A 14,133-nucleotide genomic window follows, 5' to 3' on the forward strand; every position below is an offset into this window, starting at 1 on the left:
CGAAGGGGGATACCGGGCCTGCTGGTCCTGTCGGCCCCGCGGGGAAGGACGGTGCGGACGGCCGCGACGGCGCCGACGGTCAGACGTGCCCGGCTGGGTACAGTCTTCAGCCGCTACCGGATGCCCCGGATGCCCTGGTGTGGCCGCACCACGCCGTCCAGCCCTGATCCCACGCCGAGCAGCCCCTCTGTGGCTGGTCTCCCACCGGAGCGACGCCGCTCATGAACCACCACGCCCCCTGTTCCGGCTACGGCCGGGACGGGGGCGCTTCGTCGTGTCCGGGGGTCATTCCTTGTTTTCGCCCAGGGCGGTGCGCAGCCAGTCGATGCTCCCCTGCGCCAGAAGCTCATCAGCCAGCCGATTCGCGGTCTCGGTGACAAGGCGCCCTCGGCTGTTCTCGATCCATCGCTGAGCGTTCTCGTAGCCCTGCGCCTTGTACTCGATGCCCTGGAGCAGGCACTCCAACTTGTCCGCGTCGCGGGCACAGATGGCCTCCGGTGACTCCTTGGCCTCGTACTCCGCGATCAGGTCACGGACCGCCGAGGCCAGAACCTCCGGCATGCCTTCCGTCTGGTCGGCCGTAACCGCCTGCGGATCGCCAGCAGGCGCGTACTTCTTCCCGACGTAGTTCACGTCCCCCGTGCGGGTCTCCTGTGTGTCGTGCCAAACCGCGAGGTATGCCGCTTGCGCAGGATCGGCGCCTTCCAGCTTCGCGATGATCGTGGCGATCAGCGATGTCCGCCAGGAGTGTTCGGCGACGCTCTCCGGATCGCGGACCCCGGCCATCCACCAGCCCGTTCGCTTTGTGTGCTTGAGCGTGCCCGCCTCGTACAGGAAGCGGCCTACTGCGGACAGGTCGTCAGCCACGACCGTCTCCTCTCACGCCTCAGCAAGGCGGATTGCGTACCGGATGCCCTCCAGTTCCCGGCGTGCCCGCGCCGACAACTCCCGGCTATCCAACATCACGGGAAGGGATGCGCGGAGGTCGTTTCCGATCGAGGTCGCGGGGCGCAGCAGGTTCGGGCGAGCGGCGAGCAGGGTCCACAGGGTGTGGACGTTCAGGTCGAAGAAGCCATGATCCGGGGTCAGACCTCGTACCAGGTGGCGCATCAGTTTGTCGCCCGGCCACGAGCCCGGGTTCGGGGTGGCGATGAAGTCGTCGGACAGCTGGATGTGGGGGGCCTCGCCGATCCAGTACGCCCAGTAGTTGAGGTTGGCCGCCTCGCCCGCGTCATCGTCGGCGAGCGTCGTCTTGATGAAGTGGCCCATCCGTTCCCGATCACCCTGCCTTGCGGCGACGGCCGCGACCGATCGGGCGTTGAGCCAGCCGGTCAGCCAGTCGTCCGGGCGCTCGGTCCGTTGCTGCAGGGCCAACCACTCGGAGGTGTCAGCCGCGTCGTCGTACCCGGCGAGGTAGAAGGCCTGGCGGCGCAGCAGGAATTGCTCAGCTCCGCGGGACTGCTCGGCGGTGCGGCGCATGCGGGAGAAGAAGCGTCTGCGGTCGGCGGCGGGGAGCTCCGGCCCATGCGGGACGGGGCCGCGTCGCGGCCGCGGCGGGTCGGGTAACGCCCGCAGCGGGGTCGGAGTCACGCCGTTGAGCGGCCAAGAGAGCACCTCGACAAGGTTGCGCTGCATGACCCACGCGCCGATCGGGCTGTCGTCGGCGGCAGCGTCCTCGTCGAGAGCGTTGGCCAGCAGCACGTCGGCTTCTATGGCCCGCTCCAGGGCTAAGAGAAGAGCGGGTGCGCTGCCCATCTGCAGGAGCTGGTGGCGGTGCATGAGCATCTGCCCGACAGGCATGGCTGTCAGTGGTCGGCGTCCTGATTCCCATCCGGCGATGGTGTCGGGCGATACCCGGAACCGTTCCGCGAGGGTGTCCTGAGTGTGGCCGAGCTGCTCACGGATCACACGGAAGACGTACCCGGACACTATGCCGCTGCGGCCTCGCTGAGGAGTTCCCTGACCAGCGGTCAGGGTGGTGCGCGAGTTCCTGTCCATGGGGTCCCCCGTAGCCCGTCTGCCGCGGCCCGTCACCCGTACCTGCAGTCAGTTCAGGGGGCAGCCGCGGCTCCCTACTGTCGTAGTCGCAGTGATGACCGGGCAACTCAGAGTAGTAGAAGGGGCGTCATCGTGGATCCCGTAGGGCCGACCGCCGCAAGTGACCGAGTCGCAGATAGCGCCCCCGTGCCGACAGTGCGCGCCTTCATCTACGACCGTCACGCCACGTTCTTGACCGCCATACTCGACATCCGGCTCGACCGGTGCCGCGGCTACGCAGAGTCTCGCGGCTGGGAGGTTGCGGGCATCTGGCTCGACCTCGGCGACCATGCGCTCAGCGACGATCACCGACCCCAGTTCGACGCCATGTGCAGAGACTTGGAAGCCTCCGCCGGCCCGACGGTCTGCCTCGTCGACGACTTCGCCCGCCTGACGCGAGACGCCTCACGAAACTCCGTCATGCGGCGCCGCATCGCGCAGGCGGGCAGCCACTGCGAGACCTCCGATGGTGAGAGCGACACAGCCGAGCACAAGCAGCGCGGTCGCCTCTGTACACCCCACTGAGCCCCGCCACGGCCGACGCATCCGGCCAGGAAACCCGGCCGTGGCGGTTGATCCCCAACCAACAGGAGGAGACCGACGTGAGCGTACCCGGACCCGACCCGAGCCCCATCCCCGTCATTGCCCGGGCCCTGATCACCGACCGACAGTTCACCGGCTGCCGTCAGACCGTCCTCGCCGCGAACCCTGAGATGAACGAGGAGCTGGCGGGCCGCATCCTCGAAGAGGCTCTGAAGTTCGTCGCAGCCTGCTCGCGATACGAGGCCGCCGGCCTCGCGCCGTCCCGGATCGTCGACGAGGGATGGCACGCGCTGATCCTGCACACGGCCACGTATGCCGAGCTGTGCAAGTCGCTGGGCGGATTCGTGCACCACTTCCCCGGCTTCGACCCGACGAACTACGACCCCGAGATCCTCGACCGCACCCGCAAGATGATCGGGCACCTGGGGTACGAGGCCGATCCGGAGTTGTGGGGGCCGCCGTCGGACGAGCTCCTCGTCTCCGTGGCGGCGCAGTGTCAGCACGCCCCGGACTGCACCATCATCATCACGCCCAAGCCGAAGGGCTGACCGCTAGTCTGCGGGATGGAAGGGAGGACGCGCATGGAGTGGATCGATCCCTGGTACGCGGACCTGGTGGCAACGTGGGAGCAAGCGCAGACACCGGACTCGCGTGACCCGGAACCGCGGCCCGTGCGGGCGTTCATCGCCCCGCCCGTCCCAGATACCCCGCAGGACTGAACGACAGGAGCCCCGGCCGCACTCGCGGTCGGGGCTTCGTCATGTCTTGATCGTTTGCCCCTCGGGCCAGCAGGGGGCCAGCTAGCGATCTTCAAGGCCCCCGAAACGCAACCGGCCCCAGATCAGATGCGCTCTGACCTGGGGCCGAGTGGTAGGCCGTGTGGGACTCGAACCCACAACCAACGGATTAAAAGTCCCGGCAGGGTCCTGCCGGGACTTCCGCCAGCTTCCACGCTGGTCCACAAATGCCTAGTCAGAGGCATGTCGCATGCTGGCCGGTCCAAGGTTGTGTGCGCCATGTCAGCACGTCCGCTCACGCATCGCTCACGCATCCAGGCCCCGTTGAAGACGACCGAGCCAACACACCTTCCAAATGTTCATCAGGGATCCGAGGTGGGTGGTGGGCGTGCCGGCCTGGAGCGGAGAGGTCGGCAGGTGGGTTCCTCAACGATCCCGGACACCGGTGGATGGGACCAGAACTGAGACCGCGGCGCGGCCGGAGCCTTGCCGGTCAAGAGCAGACAGCAGTCAGCCGTGGCGGGTTCGAGTTTGAACCAGCGGCCCCTTTGTCCCAAATGAGGTTCGGCGAAGATCGTGACCTGCGAGGAAATCCCGGGCGCTCCGGCGCGCGCTGGCAATGCATGCCGTGGAGAGGGCAGTTGCCACGTTGACGCTCATTGTGTTCATCAGGCCACCCTGGTCTCTGGATCGTCACGCAGGTCCTATCTGGCGGCGCTTGTGCCCGGCCTGCGGTGTGTCAACCGCACGAGCCCGCGCGTGTCCTGAGCGATCATCCGCATGGCCAGACGTGGCGACTGCGGTGTTCGCGGCGTCGAGGCTGCGCGTAACGGCGCTGGTCGGAGCGGGCGAGCCTGGCTGGAGCGGGGCCGCCGCACACCCGTTCCGTGACCGAGGCCGACTATCTCTCCGCCCGGGTAACGGAAATCTATGTCGGCCAGAGTAGACATTGGGTGGTGGTGTGGTTATGGTTTCTCTCGTAGCCCAGAGAGACAGCAGGGCCCGGCAGAGACGAACTGCCGGGCAGCAGTAACCGCAGTTGCAGTTCGCAGGACGGTGCGGTGGTGGAGTTCCGAAGCCAGGGTTGTTGCAGGACGGCGACGGGACTGGCGTCCGAACCGGGTGGCCCGCAGTGATCAGGGGCCGCCGTGAGCAGTACCCGCAAGTGCAGTACGCAGCAGTGAAGTCAGTGAGCAGCACCTCGGTGAAGGCGTCGGCTGCGGACGCGCGCACCGGGAGGTTCGGCAGTGGGGTTCTAAGCCAGAGCAGATGCAGGACGGGCGACGGGGCTGGCTGTCGAAAAGTGGCGCTGGCACAGGCCACAGAGCAGTACGCAGGAGAGCAGTACCAGCAGTAGGTAAGTGATGATCCCAGAGGGAAGAACGGAGGAGCCAGGCGCCATCAGGATCGCCCGGGTGGAAGTTTTGAGCCCGGGTACCGCAGGACATCGATAGCGAGGTGGTCTCCGGTCAAGCAACCGCGATCCCCGCACCCCCGACAACTTCCAGGTCGGGTCAGCGGAAATAGAAGGCCGGCGCAGTATCAGGGTCGGCAGATGGTGTAGCAGTTCCTTCGGGGCTCGGGTGCCGTACGGCACCCGAGCCCCTCCACGCGTTCCACAGAGAGGTGCAAATGACAGCAGACGACTCGTTCGGCCGTCTCAACGACGACGACTACCCTGCCTACACGATGGGCCGGGCCGCCGAGATGCTCGGTACCACACAAGGTTTCCTCCGCGCCATCGGAGAAGCCCGCCTGATCACCCCGCTGCGTTCCGAGGGCGGCCACCGGCGCTACTCCCGCTACCAGCTGCGCATCGCCGCACGCGCCCGCGAACTCGTCGACCAGGGCACCCCCATCGAGGCCGCCTGCCGCATCATCATCCTCGAGGACCAGCTCGAAGAAGCCCAGCGCATCAACGCCGAATACCGCCACGCCGCCGAATCATAGAACCCGACGACCGCGGGCTGACGCGTGGCTTCTGGGTCAACTGCCTTGACCAGGATGTTCCCTTCGCCCACATCTTCGTCGTGGGCGTTCTGCTGCGGCGGAGGAGCCAGGGTGACCGCCTCCGTCTGCCGCATGTCGTAGGACGCTTCATCGGCAGGAAGGTGTGAGGCAAGGGCCGCGGGAACTGTGAAGTGGTTTGACGCGCAGAACGGCTGCGGCTTCACCGCCCGGACAGTGGCGGCTCGGACGTGTTCGCCCACCGTACGGCGATCAGCCCGCGCGCGGAGCGTACTGCTGCCCCGGGCAGGTCCTGCTGTCCGACTGGTTCGCACGAACGGTGGGCGTCGGCCGCCTTCAGTCTCAGTCCATGGTGGTGGGATCTGGGGCACTCGTGAGAGCGCCGCGCAGCAGCGCTGCGCTGATCTGCGTCGGGACCCGTATACGGGCTGATGGGCCGCCGTAAACGACGACCGCTCTTCCTGGAGCGCTGTGTTCCGGGTGGATCAATATCTATGACCGCGAGACGAGAGTTTAATGTGCCGCGCGGACAGTGTATTTACTGCAACGGGCAGAGCGGAATTATTGACCGTACGCAGGCCGCTACCGCATGCTACTGTCGATCTCAGTTGCAGTCGTGGTTCCCAAAAACCTCAACGCCTTTCGTCGGCATTTTTAGCCGCGGGGAGCGTTTTGTATTTCCGGTCATCTCCGGGCGGGGCATCATCGCGGCGACCCGGTATCCGTGGATTGCGGGTTCCGGCGTACTGCCCCCCAAGGAGATATGACATGGCGTCTGGCACTGTGAAGTGGTTCAACGCGGCCAAGGGTTTCGGCTTCATCGAGCAGGACGGTGGCGGCGCTGACGTGTTCGCCCACTTCTCGAACATCGCCGCTCAGGGCTTCCGTGAGCTGCTCGAAGGTCAGAAGGTCACCTTCGACATCGCGCAGGGCCAGAAGGGCCCGACGGCTGAGAACATCGTTCCTGCCTGACGCTGACGCGCACTTCGTAGCTGGGGCCCGCATCCCTCGGGGTGCGGGCCCCAGCTACGGGAATTCCCCGGGGCTTCCCTGTGGGGCAACAACGCCCGCAGATCCCTCTCCAGGAATGCGGACCTCTTTGAAGATGCACCCGTAGACGTCCGGGATCTCACGTCCGCATGACGTCACCCATTTCATCGCCTGCACTTGCACCGGATTCACCGCGGGCCAGATCTGCTTTCGCATTTCGTTCGGCTCGTTCTTGTGATTCCCCGCGCTGTTCTTCTGCTGCGAGAATTCCTTGATACGTGCCGTATCAAGGAAGGTTCTGAATGAACCCCTCACGTACGAACAACCGCTCCTCCCGCAGCCGTACCGGCGGTCCCGCCTTCGGCTCCGGCGCCGGTTCGCACCGGGGCAACCGCTTCGGCACGCCCGCCCCGAGCCGTTCCGGAGGGCCGAGCCGCCCAGGCGGCCGCGGCCGGCGGCCCGCGGCGGCCTCGGGCGAGTTCGCCCTGCCCAAGACGATCACTCCCGCGCTGCCTGCCGTCGAGGCGTTCGCCGACCTCGACATGCCCGAGCAGTTGCTGGCCTCGCTCACCGCGCAAGGCATGAGCGTCCCGTTCCCGATCCAGGGCGCGACCCTGCCCAATACCCTCGCGGGCCGCGACGTCCTCGGTCGCGGGCGCACCGGCTCCGGCAAGACCCTCGCCTTCGGCCTGGCCCTGCTGGCCCGCACCGCCGGGCAGCGCGCCGAGCCCGGCCAGCCGCTGGCCCTGATCCTCGTGCCGACGCGTGAACTGGCACAGCAGGTGACCGACGCTCTTACCCCCCACGCACGCTCGGTGAGGCTGCGCCTGGCCACTGTCGTCGGCGGAATGCCGATCGGCAGGCAGGTCAGCGCGCTGCGCCGTGGTGCCGAAGTCGTCGTCGCGACGCCGGGCCGCCTCAAGGACCTCATCGACCGGGGTGACTGCCGGCTGAACCAGGTCGCGATCACCGTCCTGGACGAGGCCGACCAGATGGCCGACATGGGCTTCATGCCACAGGTCACCGCGCTCCTGGACCAGGTCCGCCCCGAGGGCCAGCGGATGCTGTTCTCCGCCACACTCGACCGCAACGTCGACCTCCTGGTCCGCCGCTACCTCACCGACCCGGTCGTCCACTCCGTCGACCCGTCCGCAGGGGCGGTCACCACGATGGAGCACCACGTACTGCATGTCCACGGCGCCGACAAGCACCGGATGACGACGGAGATCGCGGCGCGCGAGGGCCGGGTGATCATGTTCCTGGACACCAAGCACGCTGTCGACCGGCTGACGCAGAATCTGCTGAGCAGCGGGGTGCGGGCCGTCGCCCTGCACGGCGGGAAGTCGCAGCCGCAGCGCACCCGGACCCTGGCCCAGTTCAAGACCGGGCATGTCACTGTGCTCGTCGCGACGAACGTCGCGGCGCGCGGTATTCACGTCGACAATCTCGACCTCGTTGTCAACGTCGACCCGCCGACCGACCACAAGGACTACCTCCACCGCGGCGGCCGTACCGCGCGGGCCGGCGAGTCCGGCAGCGTCGTCACTCTGGTCACCCCCAACCAGCGCCGCGACATGAGCCGCCTCATGGCAGCCGCCGGCATCGTGCCGCAGACCACTCAGGTCCGCTCGGGCGAGGAGGCACTCAGCCGGATCACCGGCGCCCAGACCCCCTCCGGCATTCCCGTGACGATCACCACGCCGGTGGCCGAGCGACGTCAGCGCAGCCGCAGCGCGGCCTCCCGCGGTCGACGCAGCCCCGCTTCGACTGCCCGGCGCACGATCGTGCGGCAGTCCTCCTTCGACGCGGCGGCCTAGAACCCTTGATCAGGAAACTGGCCCATCTCTGCAGGAGGCACATCTTGGCACTGGTTCAGATGCAACCCCGCCCGGCGAGCGCCACCCCCGCGCACAGGACAGTGGCCGACACCATGGACACGGCCGGACCGCAGGTCTGCGACGACATGACCATCGAAGTCGCCCTGGCCGTCATGACCAGTGCCCGCACCGAGCACCTGCTCGTCTGCGACAACGACGGCCTGTGCACCCAACTGGTCACCCAGGCCCAGCTCGCCGCGGTCCGTGACAGCCCCGCGTACACGGACCGGGTCCAGCTACGCGACATTCTCGACAACCGCGGGCCGTTCACCTCACCCGCTACCACGATCGCCGAAGCCCAGCACGCGATGCGCGGCCGCCGGCCCGGTGCCCTGCCGGTCGTCGACGAGCAGGGCAGCGCTCCGGGCGTCCTCGCCCTTGCCCACTGAACCGCCTCACCGCGGCGAAACCATTCCCCTTCATTCTTCTCCCTGTGAGGCATCATGCGCTGTGTCATCGCCCGCTTCCCGTTCGACCTCACCAAGAGCGGCGTCCTGGAATCCATGAAGGGCATCAAGCCCGAACAGGTCATCGGCGAGTCCGTGATCATCGGCCGCCGCACCTACCCCGTCAAGCAGGTCGGGCAGGTCATCACACGCCAGGACCGCCGCGATTTCAGCGCCGGCGAAATCCTCCGGGCCATGACCCAACTCGGCTTCACCTGCCCCGGCCTTCCCCACACCACCGCGCCTAGGCGGGCCCTCAGCCCGTTCCAACAGGCTTCCGCGATGCTCGGCGCCCCTGCCGCCGTCTGACCGACGGGCAGGCGCAAACCGCCACCAAAACAACAGCGAGGGTTCGACCGGCAGGCGCCGGTCGGACCCTCACCGCGCGCCGGGAGCTTCCTCAGCGCGCAGCAGTGGATTCAGTGGTCGGAATAGCTGAGGTCGCCCATGGTCCAAGCGCTGACGTCATCGATCGCCACGCGGTACATCCCGCCCGTCTCCGGGATCCCCACCGTGCCCTGCAGAATCCGCGCCACATGGAAATACAGATGCGTAGGCGGCTCCTCCTCACGCGCCGTAGCGGTGAAGGCCACGGAGAATCGAGAAGGCGCCGATCCAGGCGAGTCAGCGGTGGCACGTCGAGCACACCCACGCCTGGCAGAACGCCTTCTACCGGCTCGCCCGATGCTACGAACGCCGTGTCGCGGTCATCGACGCGTTCTTCGACCTCGCCGATACGATCATCACCGTCCGTAGCCTGCTCCGCAGGGCGTGGACGACCCACCGCTGGGACAACCGCCCGCACCGCCGCCCATGAGCGAGTGCCGATCTACGCAGCGTCCGAGTGCAGCAGTTTGGGCATCTTGATGCCGACATGATCGGTACGTATGCCTGCCGACGTATAGGTACGGCCGCCACCGCCCCGGTGGACGTGTGCAGCACGTAGAGCATATTGCCCCTATATGGGCGACGATCGGTATGTGGATGACGATCGGTGTGGCTGGTGCGGAGTTCCACTGCCGGAGTCGGCAGGCCCGGGTCGGCGGTATTGCCGTCAGGCGCATCGGCAGGCGGCCTGGCGAGCCAGGCGTCGCTGGCAGGCGGCGGCGGAGGCGCGGCAGGCGCTGGTGTTCGCGGAAGCGGATCTCCTGACGCAGGTGCAGGCCGCAACCCAGCAGGCGAGCGACTCGCGCCCGGGGCGAGGAGCGGAGGGCTGCCATGTTGCCGCGGTGGCGGAGGTGCCCGGGTTGGCCGGGCAGCTGGTGCGCTGTGCGGTGTTGGCGGACCGACGAACCGGGGCGAGCTGGGCGCAGATCGGTGCTGGCCTGGGCATCAGCGCGGAGGCGGCCAGATGCCGTTTCAGGCGCCTGGAGGGATCCCTGCCTGGTGCCGCTCGTGAGGGTGAGAGCATGAGGGACCTTGCCGGCTTCGGCACTGGCACAGGCTCGGGCACGCATCTACTCTGCGCCACTTTGGACCAGTTCATGCGGGAGACAGACGCTTCCGGGGGCCTGGTATACCTGCTGCCGCCGGGCGAGCGGGTGCTGCGGCTGGCGGTGCTGAGGGGGGTTCCCCAGCAGATCGCCGCGCACTGGACGCAGGTGCCGCTGGCGGCCCGCACCCCGGCGACCGACGCTGTGCGCGAGCGGCGTCTGGTGTGGATAGGCGGCCAGGAAGAGATGGCGCGGCACTACCCGCAGATGGCGCTCGCGCTGCCCTACCCCTTCTCGGCGGCCGCTGCCCCGATCACCACCGGCACCACCGTCTGGGGCGCCCTGGTGGTGCGGTGGCCCAGCTCGCATCCATCGCCGCTGACCCGACACGAACGCAACGCGGTCCGTACCTCCTGCCGCCGCCTGGGCCTTCTCCTGCGGCAGGCCGCCGACAGCGGCCACCCGATGCTGCCCGGGTCCGAGCCGCAGGTCCTGGCCCCCCTGCGTGCCCGCGCTCGCGGGCCGACCCAGGAGGCGGCAGCGGCGGACTTCGCCGAGCGCCTGCCCGGAGGATGCTGCACCTTGGACCTTGACGGCCGGATCACCTTCATCACAACCACCGCCGCCGACCTCCTCGGCGCCAGCGCCGTCGACCTGCTGGGCGTCCTGCCCCGGCAGGTCCTGCCGTGGCTGGACGACCCAGTCGTCGAAGACCGCTACCGGGCCGCGGTGCTCAGCCAGGAGGCCACCTCCTTCACCGTCCTGCGCCCACCGGACCGGTGGCTGGCCTTCCACCTGTACCCGAACGTCTGCGGCATCAGCGTCCGCATCGCCCCGGCCTCCCCGTCCCCTGCCTCGGAGACGTCAGAGGTTCTGCACCCCGCACCATCGGCCGCACCGGGTCGGTCGACCGCCCACCACCTCCTGATGCACCTCGCCGCCACGCTGACCGAGGCCGTCGGGGTCATGGACGTGATCGCCCGGATCGATGACCTGGTCCCGACCGCCTTCGAGGCCCAAGCCCTCGCCCTGATGATCGCCGAGGAGGGCCGGCTGCGGATCATCGGTTACCGCGGCTACCCCGCCGAACTCATGGACCGCTTCGACGGCACCCCCCTGGCCTCGGACACTCCTGCCGTGCGTGTCCTGACCAGCGGCGTCCCCAGCTTCTACGCCACCTTCGCGGACCTCAAACGCGCTTATCCCCCCGCCGTCCTGCAGGACGGCAAGGCCGCCTGGGCCTTCCTGCCCCTGATCACCTCCGGCCGCCCCGTCGGCTCGCTGGTCCTCGCGTACGACCGGCCGCATCCCTTCACGCCCGAGGAACGAGCTGTCCTCACCTCGACCGCCGGGCTGATCGCCCAGGCCCTGGACCGCGCCCGCCTCTACGACGCCAATCAGGCTCTCGCCCACAGCTTGCAAGCCAGCCTGCTGCCCCAAGCACTGCCCCGCGTCCCCGGCCTGGACGTGGCCACCCGCTACCTCCCCACCGCTCACGGCATCGACGTCGGCGGCGACTTCTACGACCTCATTCATCTCGACACTGACCTCGCCGCCGCAGCAATCGGCGACGTCCAAGGCCACAACGTGAACGCCGCCGCCCTCATGGGGCAGGTCCGCACCGCCGTCCACGCCACCGCCGGCGCATCGCCCGGCCAAGTCCTCGCCCGCACCAACCGCCTGCTCACCGACCTTGACCCCGGCCTGTTCACCAGTTGCCTCTACGTCCAGCTCGACCTGGCACGCCACCGCGCCTGCCTGGCCACCGCCGGCCACCCGCCCCCACTCCTGCGCCACCCCGACCTACACACTGAGATCCTTCCGCTGACGCCCGGGCTCCTGCTCGGCATTGACCCCGCGGCCGACTACCCGGAGACCGACATCCCCCTACCGCCCGGGGCCGTGCTTGCCCTGTACACCGATGGACTCGTCGAAACCCCCGGCATCGACATCGAGGACGCCACCGCCGACCTCGCCGCCCAGCTCGCACAGGCCCAGGGCCAGACCCTGGACGCCCTCGCCGACACCCTCATCCACCACGCCCAACGGTCCGCCCCCCGCAACGACGACATCGCCCTGCTCCTCATCCGGCCTCAACAACACGGCCGCTGACACCAAAGGCCCCCCGGCTCGGCGGGGCTCCCGTCTCCGCCACGCCGACGCCGCCGGGCCCGGTGAAGCATGCCTCCCTTTCCGAGCCCACCGCCGATCGGAGCCGGTGGAAGGCGTTCTGCCAGACGTGCGCGATCTGTTTGAGCCGGGCGAAGACGCCGAGCCGGATCCACTCGTTGCGGCGGTTGCGGATCGTGGTCGCCGAGCAGGTCGTGTCGGAGACCGCCTGGCAGGAGCAGCCGAACCGCAGGAGCTGGAGCAGCTTGTCGAACACGATCCGGTCGCTGATACGGGTGCGGTGGCAACCCAGCGGGTGGGCCGGATCGACCGCAGGGCGCTTGGGCAGCAGTGCCACGAATTGATCCCAGAGCGGGTCGGTCAGCCATGATGGAAGGACGGGCACAGATCTCCCCAGTGGTCACAGAGCGTCGCAACTCCATGATCACCGGGACCTGTGCCCACCTTGTTGCCGGGGCCGCCCACGCCGCCTATCTGCGCGAGCTCCTAGTCGGAAAGGGCTCAGCGCCCCGTCAGTCGCGTGCCATGCCGCACCCGCCCCGGGGCATCGCTTCAGACTTCGCCCGTCTGAGTGCGGTCCTGGCCAGAGGACGGCTGGCTCGGTCGTCGGGGAGTTGTTGGAGCGCTCGGAGTTACTGTCCGAATGGACCGTGGAGAGCTGCGAGGTATGACCACGCGCTTCACCCAGGGGCCTTCCCGTCGCTGAGCTGCTTGGCCGAGGAACTGGCCCTGCGGCTCCCGCTGAGCGAGGCCAAGGTCATGCTCTTCGAGACGTTCGATCTGGGCGCAGGAGACCTTGGGGTGGACGGCTGAAGAATTGCCTCGTCAAGGGGGCCAAGACCAGGTGCAGGGTCGTGTGGTCAGCTGAGGAAAGACAGCCGGACTTGGCGTTCTGGGTTGTCCCGGTCGGTGTTCACGAGTACGACGGACTGCGAGGTCCCCAGCTCCAGCTCACCGTCGACTACGGGCAACGTGGCGTGTGGTGGGACCAGAGCCGGGAGCATGTGCGCGCTGCTGTGACCAGGACTGCCGTGGCGGTGTTGCCAGCGGTCGTCCGCGGGAAGAACGTCACGGAGGGCCGCCAACAGGTCATCGTCGCTGCCCGCGCCGGTCTCGATGATGGCCAGGCCGGACGTCGCGTGAGGGGTGAAGATGTTCAGCAGTCCGTTTCGCCCGTGAGCCACCTCTCGGAGGAACGCGGAGCATGCGTTCGTGAGGTCGTGCAGGGTCTCGGTGGAGCCGGTTGTGATGTTGATCGTGCGGGTGGTGAAGGTGCCAGTCATGGTTCACCGGTACCCGTCGCGGAGCCTGAGCGCTAACGGCCGGATGGGTTGTTCCTCCGGAACTCCACGAGTAACGGCGACGGGCCGCGAACGCGGTGAGCGGCGAGGCAGCCGTCGAGGCTTCGACGCTCCTTCGGTGAGGGGGATGCAGGTTGCCGCGAAGCTGCAGCTTGGACAGGCACCCATAGGAGACACTCTGCTATGTGGCGCATGCGCAGAGTGATGGTGGGGGGTCGGTGTGGCGCGCTGAGCACGTCGGCCGTCCTGCTGGGGCTCGACAAGGAGCAGCTGCGGCTGCTGCGTCGGGTGGGGCGTGAGTGGGGGCGGGTGTCGGCTCCCGAGGCGTGGCACCGGGCACTGCCCGTGGATTCCGATCTGGGCAGATTCCGTCCCCTGCGGAGATCCAGCCTGTCGGTTGGGATCGTCTGGTCAGCGTCTCGCCTCTCGGCGGACAACCGTTCGCCCCCGACGAGGCCGCGGGAGAGCGGCCCCCTGGCCGACTGGGCCGCTTGGCTTACCACGTGCGGCGCGTTGTCCTCGGGGCCGCTCTGAAAAGCACGGCGAGCACTACCTCGCGGCACTCAACGCCGGTGAATCAGCAGACGCACACGAAGCCGCTATCGCGGTTAATCAAGTACTGAAAGAGCAGGGCGTCGGCGGAAACGAGATGGGTCCGTAACTGGAAGCCT

Annotated in this window: 13 protein-coding genes and 2 pseudogenes; 10 read left to right on the plus strand and 5 right to left on the minus strand. The window is 68.1% G+C overall.

The genetic code is table 11. The annotated features are described in order from the left end of the window. Positions 1-285: 285 nt before the first annotated feature. Positions 286-867, minus strand: a complete 582-nt coding sequence (locus OH809_RS20170; RefSeq protein WP_406421103.1) for an HD family hydrolase — start codon at positions 865-867, stop codon at positions 286-288. 12 nt (positions 868-879) lie between these two features. Further along, positions 880-1,998, minus strand: a complete 1,119-nt coding sequence (locus tag OH809_RS20175) for a helix-turn-helix domain-containing protein (protein WP_406421102.1) — start codon at positions 1,996-1,998, stop codon at positions 880-882. Positions 1,999-2,193: 195 nt separating this feature from the next. Between OH809_RS20175 and OH809_RS20180 the strand changes: the two genes are divergently transcribed. From OH809_RS20180 to OH809_RS20215, 8 genes are all read left to right on the plus strand, one after another. Next, a complete protein-coding gene (locus tag OH809_RS20180; protein WP_406421101.1) occupies positions 2,194-2,562 on the plus strand; it encodes a recombinase family protein in 369 nt (122 codons plus the stop codon). A gap of 77 nt (positions 2,563-2,639) precedes the next feature. Further along, positions 2,640-3,128, plus strand: coding sequence for a glycine-rich domain-containing protein (locus OH809_RS20185; protein WP_406421100.1), 489 nt, complete (start codon positions 2,640-2,642; stop codon positions 3,126-3,128). 33 nt (positions 3,129-3,161) lie between these two features. Further along, positions 3,162-3,299 (plus strand): hypothetical protein, encoded by a 138-nt coding sequence (locus tag OH809_RS20190; RefSeq protein WP_406421099.1) that lies wholly within the window; start codon positions 3,162-3,164, stop codon positions 3,297-3,299. A gap of 1,650 nt (positions 3,300-4,949) precedes the next feature. After that, complete coding sequence (locus OH809_RS20195) at positions 4,950-5,267, plus strand: MerR family transcriptional regulator (RefSeq protein ID WP_406421098.1); 318 nt, start codon at positions 4,950-4,952, stop codon at positions 5,265-5,267. Between the two features lie 786 nt (positions 5,268-6,053). After that, positions 6,054-6,257 (plus strand): cold-shock protein, encoded by a 204-nt coding sequence (locus OH809_RS20200; RefSeq protein WP_030304224.1) that lies wholly within the window; start codon positions 6,054-6,056, stop codon positions 6,255-6,257. Positions 6,258-6,577: 320 nt separating this feature from the next. Then, a complete protein-coding gene (locus tag OH809_RS20205) occupies positions 6,578-8,092 on the plus strand; it encodes a DEAD/DEAH box helicase (protein ID WP_406421097.1) in 1,515 nt (504 codons plus the stop codon). Between the two features lie 44 nt (positions 8,093-8,136). Next, the gene (locus tag OH809_RS20210; RefSeq protein ID WP_266359507.1) at positions 8,137-8,541 is read left to right on the plus strand and encodes a CBS domain-containing protein; all 405 of its coding nucleotides are present in this window, start codon (positions 8,137-8,139) and stop codon (positions 8,539-8,541) included. Between the two features lie 54 nt (positions 8,542-8,595). Beyond that, on the plus strand, positions 8,596-8,907 hold the full coding sequence (locus OH809_RS20215; protein WP_406421096.1) for an SCO5918 family protein: 312 nt from the start codon (positions 8,596-8,598) through the stop codon (positions 8,905-8,907). A gap of 110 nt (positions 8,908-9,017) precedes the next feature. Here OH809_RS20215 and OH809_RS20220 read toward each other — a convergent pair whose 3' ends face one another. Beyond that, the gene (locus OH809_RS20220; protein ID WP_406425089.1) at positions 9,018-9,284 is read right to left on the minus strand and encodes a hypothetical protein; all 267 of its coding nucleotides are present in this window, start codon (positions 9,282-9,284) and stop codon (positions 9,018-9,020) included. Here OH809_RS20220 and OH809_RS20225 point away from each other — a divergent pair. Both OH809_RS20225 and OH809_RS20230 read left to right on the plus strand, forming a co-directional pair. Further along, a pseudogene (locus tag OH809_RS20225) lies at positions 9,194-9,415 on the plus strand (IS5/IS1182 family transposase); the annotation flags it as partial. The gene OH809_RS20220 and the pseudogene OH809_RS20225 overlap by 91 nt on opposite strands. A gap of 592 nt (positions 9,416-10,007) precedes the next feature. Then, a complete protein-coding gene (locus OH809_RS20230) occupies positions 10,008-12,143 on the plus strand; it encodes a SpoIIE family protein phosphatase (protein WP_406421095.1) in 2,136 nt (711 codons plus the stop codon). 139 nt (positions 12,144-12,282) lie between these two features. Here the strand turns inward: OH809_RS20230 and OH809_RS20235 are convergent. Both OH809_RS20235 and OH809_RS20240 read right to left on the minus strand, forming a co-directional pair. Further along, a pseudogene (locus tag OH809_RS20235) lies at positions 12,283-12,546 on the minus strand (transposase); the annotation flags it as partial. A 475-nt stretch (positions 12,547-13,021) separates the two neighbouring features. Then, the gene (locus tag OH809_RS20240) at positions 13,022-13,444 is read right to left on the minus strand and encodes a secondary thiamine-phosphate synthase enzyme YjbQ (protein ID WP_266747491.1); all 423 of its coding nucleotides are present in this window, start codon (positions 13,442-13,444) and stop codon (positions 13,022-13,024) included. Positions 13,445-14,133: the final 689 nt, after the last annotated feature.

Source organism: Streptomyces sp. NBC_00873 (assembly GCF_045207415.1).
Classification (GTDB): domain Bacteria; phylum Actinomycetota; class Actinomycetes; order Streptomycetales; family Streptomycetaceae; genus Streptomyces.